Source organism: Streptomyces sp. NPDC048523, assembly GCF_043199815.1.
In the GTDB taxonomy this organism is placed as follows: domain Bacteria; phylum Actinomycetota; class Actinomycetes; order Streptomycetales; family Streptomycetaceae; genus Streptomyces.
Window position 1 is genome coordinate 955,682 of the sequence record NZ_JBICWQ010000002.1, and the last position, 19,259, is coordinate 974,940.

Consider the following 19,259-nt stretch of genomic DNA (forward strand, 5'->3'; position numbering starts at 1 on the left):
GGGGCGGGAAAACGGTGAAGGCGTGACCTGACGGGCTGTCAGGTCACGCCTTCGGCTTGTCCGGCATGAACCTCTGCGGGATACCGGAGGAATGTCAGCGCTTGACGAGCTTCCAGGCGGTGGGCAGAACGCCCATCGCCAGGGCGGCCTTGAGGGCGTCGCCGAGGAGGAAGGGGGTGAGGCCGGCCGCGATCGCGGCGGACAGCGACATGTCGGCGGCGTAGGCGAGGTACGGGACGCCGATCGCGTAGATGATCGCCTCACCGGCCAGCATGGCGCCCGCCGTCCGCCACACGTTCCGGTCGGCGCCACGGCGGGCCAGGGCGCCGACGGCGGCGGAGGCCAGGATCATGCCGAGGATGTAGCCGAAGGAAACGGAGATCCCGGAGGTGCCCTGGGCGAACCACGGGAGTCCGGCGAGGCCGGCCAGCGCGTACAGGGCGAGGGAGGCGACACCGCGGCGGGCGCCGAGGGTGGTGCCGACGAGCAGCGCGGCGAAGGTCTGGCCGGTCACCGGCACCGGGGAGCCCGGCACGGGCACGGAGAGCTGTGCGGCGAGGCCGGTGAGCGCGGCGCCGCCGGCCACGAGTGCGATGTCCCGGACGCGGGAGGCGGGGATCAGGTCGGCGAGGACCTGGCCGGTGCGGGCGGGGGCGACGGCGGTGCTCATGGGGACTCCGCGAGGGTGTGAACGGCGGGGGACATCGTGACGCTATCCCAGCGTGTTCCGGCCGATCACCGTCAGCGCCCGACAAAGGCGGGAGCCGGGGCTTGGTGGGCTCCGGACAAAGGATGCCGGTTACACCCGGTTCGGCGTGATGCCGGTCACTGAGGTGAGGTGGCACCGGCTACAGGGGGGCGGCGTCGGGCCGCTGTGGGGAATCACCAAACGAACGGAATCACCGAACGAACCCTAGTGGTCTGGTCGGATTCACCGTTTCTGGCCTACCCTTCCAGGCATGGTCGCCCAGTCCCGGTACTTCTCCTCGCGTCGCCACGTCGACCTGCGACGCGTGGGCACGGCTGTCTGTCGCCGTCCGGTGTGAGGCGGGCTCCGGCGCGCCTCACTCTCCGAGACGTGTCGGCCCCCGTTCCCGAGGACGGTTTTCCATGCCCCGTACCGCGGCACCCCCTGCCACCGCTCCCGCCACTCGCCCCTCCACTCCCCCTTCCACGTCCCGGCGCCGTACGAGCGCCAGCGTCGTCCTGCGGTCCGTGCTGGAGCACGGGCCGGTGGCACGCAGCACCATCGCCCGGCTGACCGGACTGTCCCCGGCGTCCGTGACGGACTACTGCTCGCGCTTCACCGAGCTCGGTCTCATCCGTGAGTCGGAGACGCCCCGGCAGTCCCATGGTGTGGGCCGCCCCCATGTGCCCGTCGACCTGGACGAGTCACGGTTCGTTGTGGGCGGGGTCCATGTGGCCGTCCCCTATACGACCGTTGCGCTGCTCGATCTGCGCGGCCGGGTGGTGGCCGCACGGGAGCTCCGGCACAACGGGGCCGGCGCCTCCGAGATCCTGGCGCGGGCCGCCGACGGGCTCGCCGCACTGCTGGGGCGGTCACCGCGACTGCGCTGCCTGGGCGTCGGTTTCGCGGCCGGTGGCTGGGTGGACCGGGACTCCGGGACCGTCGTCGAACACCCCCTGCTGGGCTGGCACGAGGTGCCGGTGCGGGAGGTCCTCGGCGCCCGGACCGGTCTGCCGGTCCATGTGGACGGGCACGCGCGGGCGTTGGTCAACGCGGAGCGGCTGTTCGGGCGGGCGCGCGGCAGCCGGAGCGTGCTGCACCTGTTCGTCGGCAACGTGGTGGACTCGGCGTTCGCCACCAACGACGAGGTGCATCACGGGCCGCGCTCCCAGGCGGGCGCGATCGCCCATCTGCCGGTGCCGGGCGGCACCGAGCCCTGCGACTGCGGGCGGACCGGGTGCCTGCAGGCCGAGTTGAGCGAGCGGACACTGTGCCGACGGGCCCGGCAGGCGGGGATCGTCGAGGGCGTGAACCCGATGCACGTGGTCGCGGCGGCGGCCACGGGCGACCCGGTGGCGGCCCGGCTGCTGACCGAGCGGGCGGGCGCCGTGGGGCGGGCGGCGCGGCTGCTCCTCGACGTGCTGAACCCGGAGACGGTCGTGGTGACCGAGGTCGGCATCCTCCACCGGGAGGACTGCCTCGTCGCCCTGCGCGAGGGCGTCGGCGACGACCGCGCTGCTTCCGTCATTCCGTCGAGTTTCCCGGATTCCGTCCTTGCCGTGGCGGGCGGTTCGGTGGCCCTCGACGTGCTCTACCGGGATCCATTGGCCGCGTCACCTGAGGCTATTTAATTCAGAAACTCCGAATGTTGACAGGGGCTCCTTGTGGCCGCGAACATCCTGTTCATGAGCCCGCACCTGTACTGTCGCGCCCTTTGTTGCTGACACGTTGCCCCGCGTGACGCGCTCATTTCCCCTGCATGAACTCATTTCTCCGTGAATTTCTCATGCACTGATTCAGGGAGCCTTCCCATGCCCTTTTCCCGCACGTCCGGAATCGACCGGCGACTGTTCCTCACCTCGGTCCTCGGGGCCGCGGCCGGTGTCGCCGGCCTCAGCGGCTGCGCCGACAGCAGTGCCGCCGCCGACAGCAAGGACGCCCTGTCCGCCCCGCTCGCCGCCAAGGTCCCGGCCGGCACGAGCCTGAAGATCGCCTCGTACTCCGGCACCCAGCAACTACAGCTGAAACTCGGAAAGTTGGGCGCTCCGCCGTTCAAGGTGAGCACCTGGGCCAATATCAGCGCCGGCCCCGACGTCATCAACGCCTTCCGTTCCGGCTCCCTCGACGTCGCCAACAACGCGGGAATCCCGCCGATCCAGGCGCACTTCCAGGGCTACGACGCGAAGATCGTCGCGATCAACATCACCCGTAAGCCGAACTACCTCTTCGCCACCAAGCCCGGCAGCGACATCCGCTCGGTCGAGGACTTCAAGGGCAAGAAGCTCGCGTTCTCGCAGGGTCAGGCCCAAGGAGTGGTCCTGCTGCGGGCGTTGAAGAAGGCCGGGCTCGCCTACGACGAGGTCAAGCTCGTCCCGCTCACCAGCAACCAGTTCTTCACGGCCCTGCAGTCCGGCCAGGTGGACGTGGCGCCGCTGCCCAACAGCCAGTCCCCCGCCTACTTCCAGCAGTACGAGCGCAAGGGCGCCCGCGCCATCACCACCGACGTGGTCGACCTGCTCAACCTGCTGTGGGCGCCGGCCTCCGTGCTGAGCGACCCCGCGAAGGCCGCCGCGGTCGCCGCCTACATCCCGTACTGGGCCAAGGGCCAGGTGTGGACGTACGAGAACCCCGACATCTGGAACGAGGAGTTCTACGTCAAGACACAGAACCTAACCCTCGCCCAGGCGAAGGCCGTCACCGCGCTCGCCAACAAGCCTCTGTTCCCGCCGAGTTGGGACGAGGCGATCAAGTGGGAGCAGGAGACCGCGGATCTGCTGGCGGAGGGCGGCTTCGTGAAGAAGTTCGATGTGGGCGGCCTCTTCGACCACCGCTTCGAGGGCATCGCCGCGAAGGCCGTGGCCGCGGAGTACCGGAGGTGAGCGCCGTGACCACCGTGACCGCTGCGGCCGTGGTCGCCCCGGACGCTCCCCAGGTCCGCAGGCGCCGCCGGCTCTCCCCCGGCAAGCGCCTGCCCGCTGCCAGGCTCGTCGGCCCGGTTCTCCTGCTCGCGCTGTGGGCCGCGGCCTCCGCCGCGGGGCGGCTCGACCCGGCCGCGGTCCCCGCACCCTGGACCGTGGTCAGGACCGGCGTCCATCTGTGGACCGCCGGAACCCTGCCCACCGACATGCTGACCTCGCTCCAGCGGGCCGCGTCCGGCTTCGCCATCGGGCTGGCCGCCGGTGTCCTGCTGGCCCTGGCCGCCGGGCTCAGCCGGGTCGGTGAGGCACTGATCGACGGGACGGTCAACCTCAACCGGGCGATTCCGACGCTGGGCCTGATCCCGCTGTTCATCCTCTGGCTGGGCATCGGCGAGTCCTTCAAGGTCGCGATCATCGCGATCGTCGTCTACATCCCGATCTATCTGAACACCCATGCCGCACTGGCCGGCATCGACCACCGCTTCGTCGAACTCGCCGAGGTGCAGGGGCTGTCGAGGTTCGCGTTCGTGCGGCAGATCGTCATCCCCGGCGCGCTGCCCGGATTCTTCGTGGGACTCCGGCTCGGTGTCACCGGCTCCTGGCTGGGCCTGGTCGTCCTGGAGCAGATCAACGCCACCAGCGGACTCGGCTACATGATGTTCCAGGCCCAGAACTACGGCCAGAGCGATGTGATCCTCGTCGGTCTCGTGGTCTACGGGGTCTTCGGCCTGGTCTCCGACAGCGCGGTCCGTCTCGTCGAACGGAGGGTTCTGTCATGGCGCCGCACACTGAGCAGCTGACCCGGCCGGCCGTACGGATCCGGGGGCTGACCCGGTCGTTCGACGGGCGTACGGTCCTCGACGGCATCGATCTCGACATCCCGGCCGGACAGTTCGTCGCCCTGCTCGGGCACAGCGGCTCCGGCAAGAGCACGCTGCTGCGGGCGGTGGCGGGGCTGGACCACGAGGTGGTGGGGAGCGGGCAGCTGACGGCCCCCGAGAGGGTGTCCGTGGTGTTCCAGGACTCCCGGCTGCTGCCGTGGCGGCGGGTGCTGGACAACGTCCTGCTGGGGACCGACGGGGAGGAGAGGGGGCGCGAGGCGCTTGCCGAGGTGGGTCTCGCCGGGCGCGAGCGGGCCTGGCCGAACGAGCTGTCCGGCGGTGAGCAACAGCGCGCCGCACTGGCCCGGTCGCTGGTCAGGGAGCCCGAACTCCTGCTTGCGGACGAGCCGTTCGGGGCGCTGGACGCGTTGACCCGGATCAGGATGCACGCGCTGCTGCGGGAGCTGTGGAAGCGGCATCAGCCGTCGGTGCTGCTGGTGACGCACGACGTGGACGAGGCGATCGCGCTGGCCGACCGGGTGCTGGTCCTGGAGGAGGGACGGATCGGCCTCGACGAGACCATCGACCGGGCCCGGCCCCGGGACGAGTACCGGGCGCGGCTGCTGACGGCACTGGGAGTGACCGCGGACATCAGGTGACCGTCCCCTCAGACGCCATCAGCCGTCAAGAACCTCACCCGCCGAACCGGCCGACAGCAACCGACCGGCGCCCGAAAGCACACCCCCGAGCCCGGCGCTCGGAGTGACCGCAGACGCCGGGTGACCGCCCCTGGGGGCTGCGCCCCCAGACCCTCATCGGCCCTGAAGGGGCCTCGTCCTCACACGCCGGACGGGCTGAGCGCAGCCGGCCGGCACCCGAAGCCACTCCCCCGAGCACGCCGCAAAGGACCCCCATGCCCCGCCACCTCCACCTGAACGCCTTCCTCATGAACACCGGCCACCACGAAGCCTCCTGGCGGCTGCCCGAGAGCGATCCCTTCGCGCACGTCTCGCTCGACCACTACATCCGCCTCGCCCGGATCGCCGAGCGCGGGACCTTCGACTCGCTCTTCCTCGCCGACGGGCCGCAGTTGTGGAGCAACCTCGCCCAGCGGCCCGCCGGTGCGCTGGAGCCGCTCACTCTGCTGACCGCGCTGGCGACGGCCACCGAGCACATCGGGCTGATCGCGACCGCCTCCACGTCCTACAACTCGCCCTACAACCTGGCCCGTAAGTTCGCCTCGCTGGACATCATCAGCGGCGGCCGGGCCGGCTGGAACATCGTCACCACCGCCGGCGCGGAGGCCGCCCGCAACTTCGGCCTGGACGCGGAACCCGCACACGCCGAGCGGTACGCCAGAGCCTCCGAGTTCCTCGACGTGGCCCTCAAGCTCTGGGACAGCTGGGAGGACGACGCGATCCTCGGCGACAAGGCGGCCGGCGTCTGGGGCGACGACGCGAAGATCCACCCGCCCCGCCACCGGGGGACGTACTTCAGCGTCGAGGGCGCCCTCAACGTGCCCCGCACGCCCCAGGGTTACCCCTTGCTCGTGCAGGCCGGTTCCAGTGAGGACGGCAAGGCGTTCGCGTCCCGGTACGCGGAGGCCGTGTTCACCGCCCAGCAGACCATCGAGGACGCGCGGGCCTTCTACGCCGACCTCAAGGCACGGACCGCACGAGCCGGTCGTGACCCCGAGCACATCAAGGTGCTGCCCGGCATCGTCCCCGTCATCGGCGCCACGGAGGCCGAGGCGCTCGCGAAGGAACAGGAGCTGGAGGACCACATCGTGCACCGGCACGGCGTGGCCAACCTGGAGCGGCTCCTGCAACTCCCCGCGGGCAGTCTGGAGTTGGACAGGCAGCTCCCGTCCGACCTGCCGCCCGAGTCCGCCGTCGAAGGCGCCAAGAGCCGGTACACGCTCGTCGTGGAGCTGGCCCGGCGCGACCGCCTCACCGTGCGGCAGCTGATCGGCAGGCTCGGCGGCGGCCGCGGCCACCTCACCTTCGCCGGCACGCCCGAGCAGGTCGCCGACGCCATCGAGACCTGGTTCACGCAGGGCGCCGCCGACGGCTTCAACATCATGCCCGCGGTGCTCCCCTCGGGACTCGACACCTTCGTCGACCACGTCGTCCCGATCCTGCGCACCCGCGGCCTGCTGCGCACCGAGTACGGACCGCGCCGGACCCTGCGGGAGCGCTACGGCCTCCCCCGCCCCGCCAACCAGCACGTCCAGCCCGTCCAGCACGTCTACGCCTAGGAAGGACCCCTCCCATGTCCGGTATCGAGATCCGCAAGGTCACCGCGAACATCGGCGCCCACGTGGCCGGTGTCGACCTCTCCAAGCCTCTGGACGAGGACACGGCCACCGCGCTGCGCGACGCCCTCAACACCCACAAGGCGCTGGTCTTCAGCGACGTGAACCTCGACGACGAGGGCCAGCAGGCCTTCGCCCGGCACTTCGGCGAACTCACCACCGCCCACCCGACGGTGCCGGCCGTCGACGGCACCCCGAACGTCCTGCCCGTCGACAGCGAGGGCGGCCGGGCCGCCAACCACTGGCACACCGACGTCACCTTCGTCCTCAACCCGCCCCAGGCCAGCACCCTGCGCAGCCTGACGATCCCGCCGTACGGCGGCGAGACCCTGATCGCCAACTCGGCGGCCGCGTACCGGGATCTGCCGCAGCCGCTCAGGCGCCTCGCCGACGACCTGTGGGCCGAGCACACCAACGACTACGACTACGCCGTGCCGGAGGAGAGCCTGGACGAGGAACAGGCCGCGCGGCGCGCCCAGTTCACCTCGATCAAGTACCGCACGGTCCACCCGGTGGTCCGGGTGCACCCGCTGACCGGTGAACGCGGGCTGTTCATCGGCGGGTTCGCGCAACGGATCGTGGGGCTGTCGACGGGTGAGTCCCGCAAGATCCTCGACCTGCTCCAGGCGTACGTCACCCGGCCGGAGAACCTGCTGCGCCACCGCTGGTCGGAGAACCAGCTGGTCCTGTTCGACAACCGCATCACCCAGCACTACGCCGTCGACAACTACGACGGTCTGCCGCGCCGGCTGCACCGGGTGACGGTCGCCGGGGACGTCCCGGTGGGCATCGAGGGCAAGGAGAGCTACTCGATCGAGGGCGACGCCTCGCACTACACGGTCGTAGCCGCGTAGTCACAGCCGGTGCCGGACCGGTCCGCATCGTGGGCGGTCTCCCCTTTGACCAGGGAAGACCGCCCACACTGTGGGCGTTTTTGCCGTCTCACGCACTGGACGAACCGCGCCCATGCCCAGCCCCACCGTCAGGACCCCACAAGAGTCCGACGCTCCGCTCTCCCACGGCCTCAAGCAGCGCCACCTGTCGATGATCGCTCTCGGCGGGGTGATCGGCGCCGGACTGTTCGTCGGCTCCGGCGCGGGGATCGCCGCCGCCGGACCGTCGATCGTCCTCGCCTACACGCTCTCCGGCCTCCTCGTGATGCTGGTCATGCGAATGCTCGGCGAGATGTCGGCCGCGTATCCCTCCTCCGGCTCCTTCTCCGCGCATGCCGAACGGGCGATCGGTCCCTGGGCCGGCTTCACCGCCGGGTGGTCGTTCTGGGTCCTGCTGTGCACGGCCGTGGGCCTGGAGGGCATCGGCGCCGCGAAGATCGTGACCGGCTGGCTGCCGGGGACCCCGGAATGGGCCTGGGTGGCCCTGTTCATGCTGGTCTTCTGCGTCACGAACCTGGCCGCGGTGAAGAACTTCGGCGAGTTCGAGTTCTGGTTCGCGGCCCTGAAGGTCGGCGCGATCGTCCTGTTCCTGGTCCTGGGGGTGCTCGCGATCGCCGGCCTCCTGCCGGGCACGACCGCCCCGGGCACCGCGAACCTCACCGGCCGCGGGGGCTTCTTCCCGGGTGGCGGCGAGGGCCTGGTCGTCGGCCTCCTCGCCTCCGTCTTCGCGTACGGCGGTCTGGAGACGGTCACCATCGCGGCCGCCGAGTCCGAGGACCCGGTGCGGGGTGTGGCGAGCGCGGTCCGTACGGCGATGTGGCGTATCGCGCTGTTCTACGTCGGCTCGATGGCGGTCATCGTCACCCTGGTCCCCTGGAACGCGAAGGCGGTCGTGGAGAAGGGCCCGTACGTCGCCGCCCTCGACGAACTGGGCATCCCCGGAGCGGGCCCGCTCATGAACGTCGTCGTCCTGGTCGCCCTGCTCTCCGCGATGAACGCCAACGTCTACGGCTCCTCGCGCATCGCCTACTCGCTGGTCGAGCGGGGCATGGGACCCGGGTTCCTCGGCCGTGTCCGCGGCGGTGTACCGCGCGCCGCGGTCCTCGCCTCCAGCGCGTTCGGCTTCGGCTGCGTGGTGCTGAGCTACTGGCGCCCCGACGACGTCTTCTCCTGGCTCCTCAACATGATCGGGGCGGTCGTCCTGGTCGTCTGGGGCTTCGTCGCCGTCTCCCAACTGCGGCTGCGCCGCGCCCTGGAGCGCGAGGCCCCCGGGAACCTGACCGTCCGGATGTGGGGCTTCCCGTATCTGACGTGGGTCGCCCTGGCCGGCATGGCGGCGATCCTGGTCCTGATGGCCGGCGAGCCGGACACCCGCGTACAGCTGTACGGGACGGGCGGCATGACGCTGGTCCTGGCGGCCGCGGGATACGGCTGGCAGAGGGCGCGCGCCGAGGACTGATCCCCACGCGCCCCGAAAGACCCCCGGTCCACCTGCGGGGGTCTTTTTGTTGCTAGCGTGTAGTTGCAAGCTCTACGCAATAAGAGGTTCGGAGGGGCCGTCCTGTGCGAAGGGGGCGAACGACACGCTGGAGCAGCTGGCGGAGGCGCGGGACAAGGAGTCGTGGGGCGCGGTCAACGGGCTGGAGAAGAACCTGGCCTTCCACCTCTCCGGGCACATCCTGCACTCCATCTACTGGCACAACATGACCGGCGACGGCGGCGGCGAACCGCTGGAGGCCGACGGGGTGGGCGCGCTCGCGGACGCGATCGCCGAGTCGTTCGGGTCGTTCGCCGGCTTCAAGGCCCAGCTCACCAAGGCCGCGGCCACCACGCAGGGCTCCGGCTGGGGCGTGCTCGCCCACGAGCCGCTCAGCGGGCGGCTGATCGTCGAGCAGGTCTACGACCACCAGGGCAACGTCGGGCAGGGCGCCACCCCGATCCTCGTCTTCGACGCCTGGGAGCACGCCTTCTACCTGCAGTACAAGAACCAGAAGGTCGACTTCATCGACGCCATGTGGGCCGTCGTCAACTGGCAGGACGTGGCCCGCCGTTACGAGGCCGCCAGGTCCCGTACGGATGTGCTGCTCCTGGCGCCCTGACCGGCCCGCACCGAAGCGTCCCGCCTCGTGATCGTCTTCTCAGCCTTCATGCGGCGGGCGGAATGACGGAAGCCCCCGCGAGGACGTGACTCGCGGGGGCTTCCCGGGTCCGGTCAGGCCTTGCGGGCAAGACCGCCGTGCTGGCCGATGGGTGCGGGTACCGTGTCGCCGGCCGGGCGCCACAGCGGGACGGAGACCACGCCCGGGTCCACCAGCTCCAGGCCCTCGAAGAACGCCTCGATCTTGTCGACCGGACGCAGGAAGTAGGGCACCGCGCCGGTCTCGTTGTAGGCGTCCTGGGCCTGTTCGTAGTCCGGGTCGGTGCCGCGCGAGCCGTCGTTGACGCACAGGTAGCTGCCCGAGGGCAGGCCCGCCACCAGGCGGCGGACCAGGTCCCGGGCCAGGTCGTGGTCGGCGACATGGCCCAGCAGGCCGCTGAGGATCAGAGCCGTGGGGCGGGTGAGGTCGAGGGTCCGGGAGGCCGCCTCCAGGATCTTCTCCGGCTCGTAGAGCGTCAGGTCCTCGTACGCCGTCTCGCCCTCCGGTGTGGAGGTGAGCAGGGCGCGGGCGTGGGCGAGGACCAGCGGGTCGTTGTCCACGTAGACGATCTTCGATTCGGGGGCGATGCGCTGGGCGACCTCGTGGGTGTTGTCGACCGTGGGCAGCCCGGTGCCGACGTCCAGGAACTGGCGGACGCCCGCCTCCTCGACCAGGTAGCGGATGCTGCGGCCGAGAAAGGCCCGGCTGCTGCGGGCGATCGTGACAATGCCGGGGAAGACGGCCGTGTAGGCGTCGCCGGCCGCCTCGTCGACGGGGTAGTTGTCCTTGCCGCCGAGCCAGTAGTTCCAGATCCGGGCCGAATGCGGCACCGAGGTGTCGATCTCCGTCATGGGCCTATCGTGCTACGACCGATCCTGTTCGCACGGCACATTGAGGGAGAGAAGTGCGGCGGATCCGTCCTCGCCGAGGCGGAGTTCGGTGATCGCCGCGTTGCGCAACCGGGGGAACACTCTGCGGTACTGCCCGAGCGGGATCGACAGCAGCGTGCACAGCACCAGCCGCAGCAGGGTGTTGTGGGCGACGACCAGGACGCGCTCGCCCGGGTGGGCGGCGGCGATGCGGCGCAGGGCCTGCGTGCCCCGGGCAGCGGCGGCCGTCGGGTCCTCCGCGCCGGGGAAGGGGTACGCCACCGGGTCCGCACGGTAGGCCTCGGCCGCGTCGGGCACCTCGGCGGCGAACTCCGCGAGGGTACGGCCCTCCAGCACCCCGAAGTCGCACTCCCTGAGGCCGGGTTCGCGGTGCGGGGTGACGCCGAGGGCCCGGCAGGCCGGGTCGGCGGTGGCGATCGCCCGCGACAGGGGGGACGTCCAGATCGCGTCGGGGCGGTGGACGGCGGCCCACCGCCCGAGCGCTTCCGCCTGGGCCCGGCCCTCGTCGGTGAGCCCGATGTCGCTCACGCCCGCGTAACGGTTCTCGGCATGCCAGATGGTCTGCCCGTGCCGGGCCAGCAGCAGGGTCGTGGTCGTGGTCGTGCTCATGGTGTGGTCCCGTCGGTAGGTGCGGCGCCGTCGTGGCTGGTGTCCCGGTCCAGTCGGCTGTGCGCGTGGGCCGCCACCGGTGCGGGGAGCCAGCCCCGCTCCGTGAGTTCGTCGACGAGGCGGGCATAGGGCTCGGCGAAGAGGGCCGTGCGGCCGGGGCGCGGGTCCACGACCGTGCGGATGCGGACCATGTGCTCGGCGGCCTCCGCCAAGGGGGTGCCGGTCGTGCCGTGCAGAGCCAACGCGGCCATTCCCAGGGCAGGTTCGGTCTGTTCGGGTACGCGGGCCGGGCGGCCGAGGATGTCGGCGCGGAGCTGGTTCCAGTACGGGCTGCGGGCCGCGCCGCCGGTGAAGGTGAGAGGGCCGTCGAGCGGGGCGCCCAGGTGGTGCAGGTAGTCGAGGCAGAGGCGTTCCGCGAACCCCACGCCCTGGAGGAGCCCGGCCCAGCGGTCGGCGTCGTCGGCGGGGGTGCCGAGCTGGAACGCGGTGGCGTCCGGGGCGAGGAAGGGGAACCGCTCCCCCCGTGACACCAGCGGGTAAGCCACGGCACCGGACGGCTCGAACGCGGCCGCGCGCTCGTCCATCGCGACGGGGTCGGCGTCCGCCGGAAGCGCCCCCGCGCCCACGCTCGACGCACCGCCGGGCAGCCAGGTGCCGCCCGGCGCACGGTGGTTGTAGACCACGCCGCTCGAGTCCCGGACCGGGTCAGGGGTGGCCCCCTTCAGCACGAGGGTGGTGCCGAGCACCGAGTTCCACGACCCGTGCCGCAGGGCGCCCGCGGCGATCTGGGCCGCGCAGCCGTCGGTCATCCCGGCGACGACCGGCGTGCCGGCGGGGATGCCGGTCGCCTCCGCGGCGGCCGCGCAGACCTCGCCGAGCCGGGTGCCGGGGCGGACGACCTCGGGGAGATCCAGGGCGACATCCGGCCAGGCGTCGCGCTCGACGTCGTAGCCCGTCTTGAGCGCGTGGCTGGAGTCGGTGGGCACCGGTCCGCCGGTCAGGTGTGCGGTGACGACGTCCGGCTGGTGGGTGACCCGGCCCTTCCCATGCGCACCGGCGAGCCACAGCGCCTTCGGCAGCGCCCACGTGTCCTGGACGGCGAGCCCCGCCTCGCGCAGCCCGGCCGCCTCACCCGCCGCGCGTGCGTCGTCGTACATGAGCGCCGGGCTCGTCGGCCGGCCCTCCGCGTCCGTCAGCAGGACCGTCCCCGACGTGCCGCACACCGCCAGGCCGCCGATCCGTACGCCCGTCAGGGTGAGAAAAGCGGAACGGGACGCCGTACGCACGGCCTCCCACCACTGCTCCGGATCCTGCTCGTGCCGCACGCCCTCGCGCAGGCCGCCGAGCGGGGCGGAGCCCTGGCCCAGCACGGTCCCGTCGGCGGTGACCGCCAGCACGCGCACGCTCTGCGTGCCGAGGTCGATCCCCAGCCACGCCGTCTCGTTCTCGTCAGTCATACCGGTCATCGGGACCTCCCACCCGCACGGGGTCTATGCGTACCCGGGATTCGCGGCTCAACATCGTCTCAGTGAAGCGACGACTCGGAGGTCGACGATGACCCAGAGGACCGATCCCGTACGTGTCGTGGCGGCCGGCGACCACTTCGTCCTGCCGGGGCTGATCGCCGGGGCCGTCGAGGCCGAGCTGGGCGGCATCGCCGCGCAGACGAAGGAGCTGACGCTCGGCTGGCCCCTGGAACCCTTCGGGCCCGTGGCGGAGGTGGTGGAGGCGAGCGACGCCGAGGACGAGCTGATCGAGGCGCTGGACGGCGCGGAGGTCCTCGTCACCCAGATGGGCCCGGTCACCGAGCGGGTGCTGAACGCCGCCGACAGCCTGCGGCTGGTCGTCGTGTGCCGGGGCGGCCCGGTCAACGTGAACCTCGACGCGGCCAAGGCCCGTGACGTACGGGTGTGCTTCGCGCCCGGCCGCAACGCCGCCGCCACCGCCGAGTTCACCGTCGGCATGCTGCTGGCCGCCGTGCGGCGCATCCCGCAGGCCCACGACCTGCTCGCCGGACAGGGCAGTTGGGAGGGCGGCGCCGCCTACTACACGTACGAGCACAGCGGCCTGGAACTGGAGGACCTGCCCGTCGGACTCGTCGGCTACGGCGCCGTCGGCAGCCGGGTCGCGCGCGTGCTGTGCGCCTTCGGTGCCCAGGTGATGGTGTACGACCCCTATGTGCGCGGCGAGATCCACGGCCTGCGCGTGTCCTCCCTCGACCAGCTCCTCACCCGCTCCCGGGTGATCACCCTGCACGCCCGTCTCACCGCCGAGACCCGCGGTCTGATCGGCGCCCGCGAGCTGGCGCTGCTGCCGGAGGGGGCGGTCGTGGTGAACGTGGCCCGCGGCCCGCTCGTCGACGAGTCCGCGCTGTGCGACGCCCTCGAAGCCGGCCGGGTGTCCGCGGCCGCCCTCGACACCTACGAGCACGAACCGCTGCCCCCGGACTCCCGCCTGCGCGCCCTGGCCGACCGGGTCGTGTTGACCCCGCACCTCGGCGGGGCGAGCCGCGCGGTGGCCGAGAAGGCGGCGAGGATCGCGGCGGAGGAGGTGGGCCGCTGGGCGCGGGGGGAGCGGTTGGCGCACTGCTTGACGTGACCTAGGAGGGTTTTCTTCATGTACGTCGGTATCGATGTGGGCACGTCCGTCGTCAAGGCCGCCGCCTTCGACACCGAGGGCCGTCAACTGGCCGTCGAGTCGCGCCCGGTGGAGCTCTCCCTGCACGGCGGGTACGTCGAGCAGGACATGGACGAGGTCTACGACGCCGTCGTCGACGTCCTCGGCACGCTGACCGGGCGGGTGCCGGAGCCGGTGGAGCTGGCCGGGCTGACCGGTCAGGGCGACGGGGTGTGGCTGGTCGACGGGGAGGGGCGGCCGGTGCGGTCGGCGCTCTCCTGGATGGACGGGCGGGCGCACGAACTGCTCGACCAGTGGCTCGCGGACGGCACCTTCGAGACGGTGTTCCGGCGGACCGGCGGCGCGATGTTCCCGGGCTCGCCGGGGCCGTTGCTGGCCTGGCTGGACCGGTACGACCCGAAGTCCCTGGACGCAGCCGCGGCCGCCGTGTACTGCAAGGACATGGTCTTCCAGCGGCTCACGGGGGCCGCGCGGGCGACGACGGACGTGTCGGACGCGTCCATGCCCTTCCTCGACCCGCGGACCCGGGCGTACGACAACCGGGTGGTGGAGCTGCTGGGGCTCACCCGTCGGCGGCGGCTGCTCGCGTCCGTCGGGGATCCGATCGCCACGGGCGAGGCGCGGGGTGAGGGGCTGCCGGCCGGGACACGGCTGACGAACGGGCCGTACGACCTGCCGGCCTGTGCGCTGGGCGCGGGGGTGGTGTCGCCGGGGGACGGGCTGCTGATCGTGGGCACGTGTCTGGCCGCGCTGGTCGCCACGACCGAGCTGGACCTGACCGGGGAGCCGGCCGGGCTGTACATCTCCACCGACCGGCCGGGGCACCGGCTGCGGGCGATGCCGGCGATGGTGGGGACGGCGGCGCTGGACTGGGTGCTGTCGACGACCGGCGTCACGCACGCCGAGGTGGACGGCCTGCTGGCGGCGACCGCGCCGGGGGCGCACGGGGTCCGGGTGCTGCCGTACTTCGCTCCCTCCGGGGAGCGGGCCCCCTTCGTCGAGCCCCATCTGCGGGCCGAACTCAGCGGTGTCTCCCTGGAGACGACCAAGGCCGACCTGATCCGGGCGACCTGCGAGGGCATCGGCTACGCGGCCCGGCACTGTCTGGAGGCGGCCGGGCTGACGGGGTCGCTCGCGGTGTGCGGCGGAGGGACCCGAAGCCCCGCGTGGATGCAGTTGCTGGCGGATGTGCTGGGGCGGCCGTTGCGGGTCGTCGAGGGCGAAGTGGGGGCGCGTGGAGCGGTGCTGGCGGCAGCAGAGCGTTACGGGGTCTCTCTGGACGCGGGCGCCTGGACCGAACCCACGGCGATCGTCGAGCCGGATCCGGGGCGTTCCGCGTACTACTCCAAGCGGTACGAGGAGCACCTGGGCCGGCTGAAGGAGGCCCGGGGACGAGCGAGGCGCTGACAAGGCGACCGCTCGAGTCTCCCAGCGAGCCCGGCGCCGATGGTGCGGTGGGACCGATTCCGGGCTGATGCCTTGGCCCCGCGAGGGCCTGCTCTCGCGGGGCCGAGGCGGTCGGCCCCTGGCCAGTGGAGGGTCACATGCCGAAGATGCCGTGCCCGAACTGCCGCTCGTCCGAGGAGTTCGAACCGCTCAGGGACGAGAAGGAGAGGGCATACGTCCGGGCCAACAAGCCGAAGTGGGCCGGCCTGCACGCGTACTACCGCTGCTCACGCGGGAGCTGCCGGCGATACCAGCGGCTCGGTGACGTGAAGGACGGCGGCACCTTCCCCGAGCCGGAGAAGTGATCACAGGTTGCTGAAGTCCGGGCCCTTGGTACGCGTGCGCTTGAGCTCGTAGAAGCCCGGTACCGAGGCGACCGCCAGCGTGCCGTCCCACAGCCGCGCCGCGTCCTCGCCCTTGGGGGCCGGGGTGACGACCGGGCCGAAGAAGGCGATCTGCTCGCCGTCCGCACCGGGGACCGCGATGACCGGGGTGCCGACCTCCTGGCCGACCTTCTCGATGCCCTCCTTGTGGGAGGCGCGCAGCTCGGCGTCGAACTCGAAGTCCTCCTGGTCGAAGTACTCGATCAGGTCGGCGGGCAGGCCGACTTCCGCCAGGGCGCCCTCGACGGCCTCGCGCGTCGGGCCCTGGCCCTCGTTGTGGATACGGGTGCCGAGCGCGGTGTACAGCGGGCCAAGGACGTCGGAGCCGTGCTTCTGCCAGGCCGCGGTGACCACCCGGATCGGCTGCCAGGCCTTGGTCTCCAGCAGCTCGCGGTACTCCTCGGGCAGCTCGTCGATCTTGGGCTCGTTCAGCACGGCCAGGCTCATGATGTGCCAGCGCACCTCGATGTCCCGGACCTTCTCCACCTCCAGGACCCAGCGGGAGGTCATCCAGGCCCAGGGGCACAGCGGGTCGAACCAGAAGTCGACGGGGGTCTTGCCGGAGGCGTTCGAGGTCTCGGACATGGGTCTCCTCAGAAAAGTGTTCGCTCCAACCCCCAACACCGCTCGTCGCCCACCCCATTCCCGGCTGACCGATGTCAGGGGCACATGGCAGGATCGGGCCTGTCCGCATGCTGAACACCATCCGAGGGAGCATCGCCCGTGCCCGGTGAGAATCTGTCCCGTGACGAGGCCCGGGAGCGGGCCGCCCTGCTGTCCGTCGACGGGTACGAGGTGTCCCTCGACCTGCGCTCGGCGGTCGGTGACCAGGCCGGGGACGGTCCGCGCACCTTCCGGTCGGTGACCACGATCCGCTTCCGGTGCAACGAGCCGGGGGCCACGAGCTTCGCGGACCTGATCGCGCCGAGCGTCACGGCCCTCTCGCTCAACGGCCGGGACCTCGATCCCGGCGAGGTCTTCGACGGTTCCCGGATCGCCCTGGAGGACCTGGCCGCCGACAACGAACTGGTCGTCGACGCCCAGTGCGCCTACTCCCGCACCGGCGAGGGCATGCACCGCTTCGTCGACCCCGAGGACGGCGAGGTCTACCTCTACACGCAGTACGAGCCGGCCGACTCCCGCCGCGTCTTCGCCAACTTCGAGCAGCCGGACCTCAAGGCGCCCTTCCGCTTCGAGGTGCGGGCGCCCGAGGGATGGACAGTGTGGAGCAACGGGGTCGGCTCGCAGAGCGACGGCGTCTGGCGGTTCGCGGAGACCAAGCCGATCTCGACGTACATCACGTGTGTGGTGGCGGGGCCGTACCACTACGTGACGGACTCCTACGAGCGCGTCCTCGAGGACGGCACCCGGCTGGAGATCCCCCTCGGCGCCCTGTGCCGCAAGGGGCTCGCCCCCCACTTCGACTCCGACGACGTGTTCCTCGTCACCAAGCAGGGCCTGGACTTCTTCCACGAGCACTTCGACTACCCGTACCCCTTCGGGAAGTACGACCAGGCGTTCGTGCCCGAGTACAACCTCGGTGCGATGGAGAACCCGGGGCTCGTGACCTTCCGCGAGGAGTTCATCTTCCGCGGCAAGGTGACCCAGGCGTCCTACGAGGGCCGGGCCAACGTCATCCTGCACGAGATGGCCCACATGTGGTTCGGTGACCTGGTCACCATGGTGTGGTGGGACGATCTGTGGCTGAAGGAGTCCTTCGCGGACTTCATGGGCACCTTTGCCAACGTCGGCGCGACCCGCTTCAAGGACGCCTGGATCACCTTCGCCAACCGTCGCAAGGCCTGGGCCTACCGCGCCGACCAGCTGCCCTCCACGCACCCCATCACCGCCGACATCCGCGACCTGCAGGACGCCAAGCTCAACTTCGACGGCATCACCTACGCCAAGGGCGCCTCCGTACTGAAGCAGCTCGTCGCCTACGTCGGCCAGGACGCGTTCCTGGAGGGCGCGCGGCGCTACTTCAAGCGGCACGCGTACGGCAACACGCGGCTCGGCGATCTGCTGTCCGTGCTGGAGGAGACCAGCGGACGGGACATGGGCACGTGGGCGCGGTCCTGGCTCCAGACGGCCGGGGTCAACTCCCTGACTCCGCAAGTGCTGTTGAACGCCGAGGGCCGGGTCGACGAGCTGGCGGTCGTGCAGGAGGCGGCGGAGTCCCACCCGGAGCTGCGGCCGCACCGGGTCGCGGTGGGCCTGTACCGGCGCTCCGGCGGGGGCGCGCTGGAGCGGTACGCGCGCGCCGAGGTGGACGTCGACGGCCCGCGTACGGTCGTGGCGGAGCTGGCCGGTGCCGAGGCGCCGGAGCTCGTGCTGGTCAACGACGACGACCTGACGTACTGCAAGACCCGCTTCGACGCGGGCTCCCTGGAGACCCTGAAGGCGGGACTCGGTGATCTCACCGACCCGCTCGCCCGCGCCCTGTGCTGGTCGGCGCTGTGGAACATGACCCGGGACGCGCTGCTGCCGGCGCGGGACTTCGTGGAGCTGGTGACGCGGTTCGCGGGGCGCGAGTCGGACATCGGGGTGCTGCAGATGCTGCACGCCTGGGCCGACGGTGCGGTCACGCACTACGCGGCCCCCGACTGGCGCCCGCGCGGCGCGGCTCTGCTCGCCGCATGTGCCGAGCGCGAGCTGCTGGAGCGGGCCGAGCCGGGCAGCGAGCGCCAGCTGGCGTGGGCGCGCTTCTTCGCCCGCACGGCCGAGGACCCGAGCGGCTTCGACAGGTTGCAGGGGCTGCTTGACGGCACGACGACCGTGCCGGGTCTGAAGGTCGACCAGGAGCTGCGGTGGGCGTTCCTGGAGCCGCTCGTCGTGCACGGTTTCGCCGATGAGAAGGCGCTGGAGGCCGAACTGGCCCGGGACGACACCGCGTCCGGCAAGCGCCATCAGGTGCGCTGCCTGGCCGCGCGTCCGTCGGCGGCGGTGAAGGCACAGGGCTGGGCGCAGATCGTGGAGTCGGACGCGCTGTCCAACGCGCTGGCCGAGGCGACGATCGCGGGCTGGCGGCAGCCGGCCCAGCGGGAGCTGCTCGCGCCTTACACGGAGAAGTACTTCGCGGTGCTCGAGCGGATCTGGCAGGACCGTTCGATCCAGATCGCGGTGAACGTCGTCTCCGGGCTGTTCCCCTCCCTCCAGGACTCGCGGGCGACGCTGGACGCGGCCGACGCGTGGCTGGCGGCGCACGAGGACGCGGCGCCGGCCCTGCGCAGGCTGGTGCTGGAGGGACGGGACGATCTGGCGCGGGCGCTGCGGGGGCAGGCGTGCGACGCGCAGGCCGTCAACCCCGTCAACCACGCGTGACCTTTGGCCTGAGCTTGGGCGCCCGGTAGCCGTTACGAAATACGGTCAATAGGAGCCGTAACCCCTGGTCCCACCCGAATGGGCCAGGGGTTTTCGGTCCCTACTCGGCATCCGAACACCCGTCCTTTAGTACTGTCTTGTCCGCATTTGTCGACAGGCGTGTAACAGCGGTTATCGGGCGGTCCGAAGGCGGGAACCTCC

General features: G+C 71.4%; 16 protein-coding genes and 1 pseudogene. 12 read left to right on the forward strand and 5 right to left on the reverse strand.

Features of this window, described 5'->3' with window-relative positions:
• Nucleotides 1-94: 94 nt before the first annotated feature.
• Entirely contained in the window at nucleotides 95-670 is a 576-nt protein-coding gene (locus tag ACGFWE_RS13285; protein WP_352383966.1) for a biotin transporter BioY, read from the reverse strand.
• Between the two features lie 440 nt (nucleotides 671-1,110).
• On the opposite strand from ACGFWE_RS13285, the gene ACGFWE_RS13290 reads away from it, so the two are divergent.
• The 8 genes and pseudogenes from ACGFWE_RS13290 to ACGFWE_RS13325 form a co-directional block, all read left to right on the forward strand.
• Entirely contained in the window at nucleotides 1,111-2,319 is a 1,209-nt protein-coding gene (locus tag ACGFWE_RS13290; protein WP_352383968.1) for an ROK family protein, read from the forward strand.
• Nucleotides 2,320-2,499: 180 nt separating this feature from the next.
• Nucleotides 2,500-3,567, forward strand: coding sequence for an ABC transporter substrate-binding protein (locus ACGFWE_RS13295; RefSeq protein ID WP_393599889.1), 1,068 nt, complete (start codon nucleotides 2,500-2,502; stop codon nucleotides 3,565-3,567).
• Nucleotides 3,564-4,406 carry an ABC transporter permease gene (locus ACGFWE_RS13300; protein ID WP_393599891.1) on the forward strand — a complete coding sequence of 281 codons (843 nt, stop codon included), beginning with the start codon at nucleotides 3,564-3,566 and terminating at the stop codon, nucleotides 4,404-4,406. The genes ACGFWE_RS13295 and ACGFWE_RS13300 overlap by 4 nt, the downstream gene beginning before the upstream one ends.
• Nucleotides 4,382-5,086 carry an ABC transporter ATP-binding protein gene (locus tag ACGFWE_RS13305; protein ID WP_393599893.1) on the forward strand — a complete coding sequence of 235 codons (705 nt, stop codon included), beginning with the start codon at nucleotides 4,382-4,384 and terminating at the stop codon, nucleotides 5,084-5,086. Before ACGFWE_RS13300 ends, ACGFWE_RS13305 begins: the two co-directional genes overlap by 25 nt.
• Before the next feature lie 254 nt (nucleotides 5,087-5,340).
• Nucleotides 5,341-6,684, forward strand: coding sequence for an LLM class flavin-dependent oxidoreductase (locus ACGFWE_RS13310; protein ID WP_352383975.1), 1,344 nt, complete (start codon nucleotides 5,341-5,343; stop codon nucleotides 6,682-6,684).
• A gap of 14 nt (nucleotides 6,685-6,698) precedes the next feature.
• Nucleotides 6,699-7,595, forward strand: coding sequence for a TauD/TfdA family dioxygenase (locus tag ACGFWE_RS13315; RefSeq protein ID WP_352383977.1), 897 nt, complete (start codon nucleotides 6,699-6,701; stop codon nucleotides 7,593-7,595).
• A gap of 112 nt (nucleotides 7,596-7,707) precedes the next feature.
• Entirely contained in the window at nucleotides 7,708-9,093 is a 1,386-nt protein-coding gene (locus tag ACGFWE_RS13320; protein WP_393599895.1) for an amino acid permease, read from the forward strand.
• Nucleotides 9,094-9,202: 109 nt separating this feature from the next.
• A pseudogene (locus ACGFWE_RS13325) lies at nucleotides 9,203-9,733 on the forward strand (superoxide dismutase); the annotation flags it as partial.
• A gap of 113 nt (nucleotides 9,734-9,846) precedes the next feature.
• Here ACGFWE_RS13325 and ACGFWE_RS13330 read toward each other — a convergent pair.
• From ACGFWE_RS13330 to ACGFWE_RS13340, 3 genes are read right to left on the reverse strand one after another with little or no spacing between them, the layout of a single operon-like run.
• Complete coding sequence (locus ACGFWE_RS13330; protein ID WP_393599897.1) at nucleotides 9,847-10,623, reverse strand: SAM-dependent methyltransferase; 777 nt, start codon at nucleotides 10,621-10,623, stop codon at nucleotides 9,847-9,849.
• Nucleotides 10,624-10,635: 12 nt separating this feature from the next.
• Complete coding sequence (locus tag ACGFWE_RS13335; RefSeq protein ID WP_352383982.1) at nucleotides 10,636-11,271, reverse strand: histidine phosphatase family protein; 636 nt, start codon at nucleotides 11,269-11,271, stop codon at nucleotides 10,636-10,638.
• Nucleotides 11,268-12,728 carry an FGGY-family carbohydrate kinase gene (locus ACGFWE_RS13340; RefSeq protein ID WP_393600207.1) on the reverse strand — a complete coding sequence of 487 codons (1,461 nt, stop codon included), beginning with the start codon at nucleotides 12,726-12,728 and terminating at the stop codon, nucleotides 11,268-11,270. Before ACGFWE_RS13340 ends, ACGFWE_RS13335 begins: the two co-directional genes overlap by 4 nt.
• 97 nt (nucleotides 12,729-12,825) lie before the next feature.
• Between ACGFWE_RS13340 and ACGFWE_RS13345 the strand changes: the two genes are divergently transcribed.
• From ACGFWE_RS13345 to ACGFWE_RS13355, 3 genes are all read left to right on the forward strand, one after another.
• The gene (locus ACGFWE_RS13345; RefSeq protein WP_352383984.1) at nucleotides 12,826-13,869 is read left to right on the forward strand and encodes a 2-hydroxyacid dehydrogenase; all 1,044 of its coding nucleotides are present in this window, start codon (nucleotides 12,826-12,828) and stop codon (nucleotides 13,867-13,869) included.
• Nucleotides 13,870-13,887: 18 nt separating this feature from the next.
• Nucleotides 13,888-15,315, forward strand: coding sequence for an FGGY family carbohydrate kinase (locus ACGFWE_RS13350; protein ID WP_393599899.1), 1,428 nt, complete (start codon nucleotides 13,888-13,890; stop codon nucleotides 15,313-15,315).
• A 137-nt stretch (nucleotides 15,316-15,452) separates the two neighbouring features.
• Nucleotides 15,453-15,659, forward strand: a complete 207-nt coding sequence (locus ACGFWE_RS13355) for a hypothetical protein (protein WP_352383987.1) — start codon at nucleotides 15,453-15,455, stop codon at nucleotides 15,657-15,659.
• On the opposite strand, the gene ACGFWE_RS13360 is transcribed toward ACGFWE_RS13355, so the two are convergent.
• Nucleotides 15,660-16,322: a DsbA family protein gene (locus tag ACGFWE_RS13360; RefSeq protein WP_352383989.1), complete on the reverse strand. Its 663-nt coding sequence runs from the start codon at nucleotides 16,320-16,322 to the stop codon at nucleotides 15,660-15,662.
• A gap of 138 nt (nucleotides 16,323-16,460) precedes the next feature.
• Here ACGFWE_RS13360 and pepN point away from each other — a divergent pair, with 138 nt between their 5' ends.
• Complete coding sequence (gene pepN, locus ACGFWE_RS13365; RefSeq protein ID WP_393599902.1) at nucleotides 16,461-19,058, forward strand: aminopeptidase N; 2,598 nt, start codon at nucleotides 16,461-16,463, stop codon at nucleotides 19,056-19,058.
• Nucleotides 19,059-19,259: the final 201 nt, after the last annotated feature.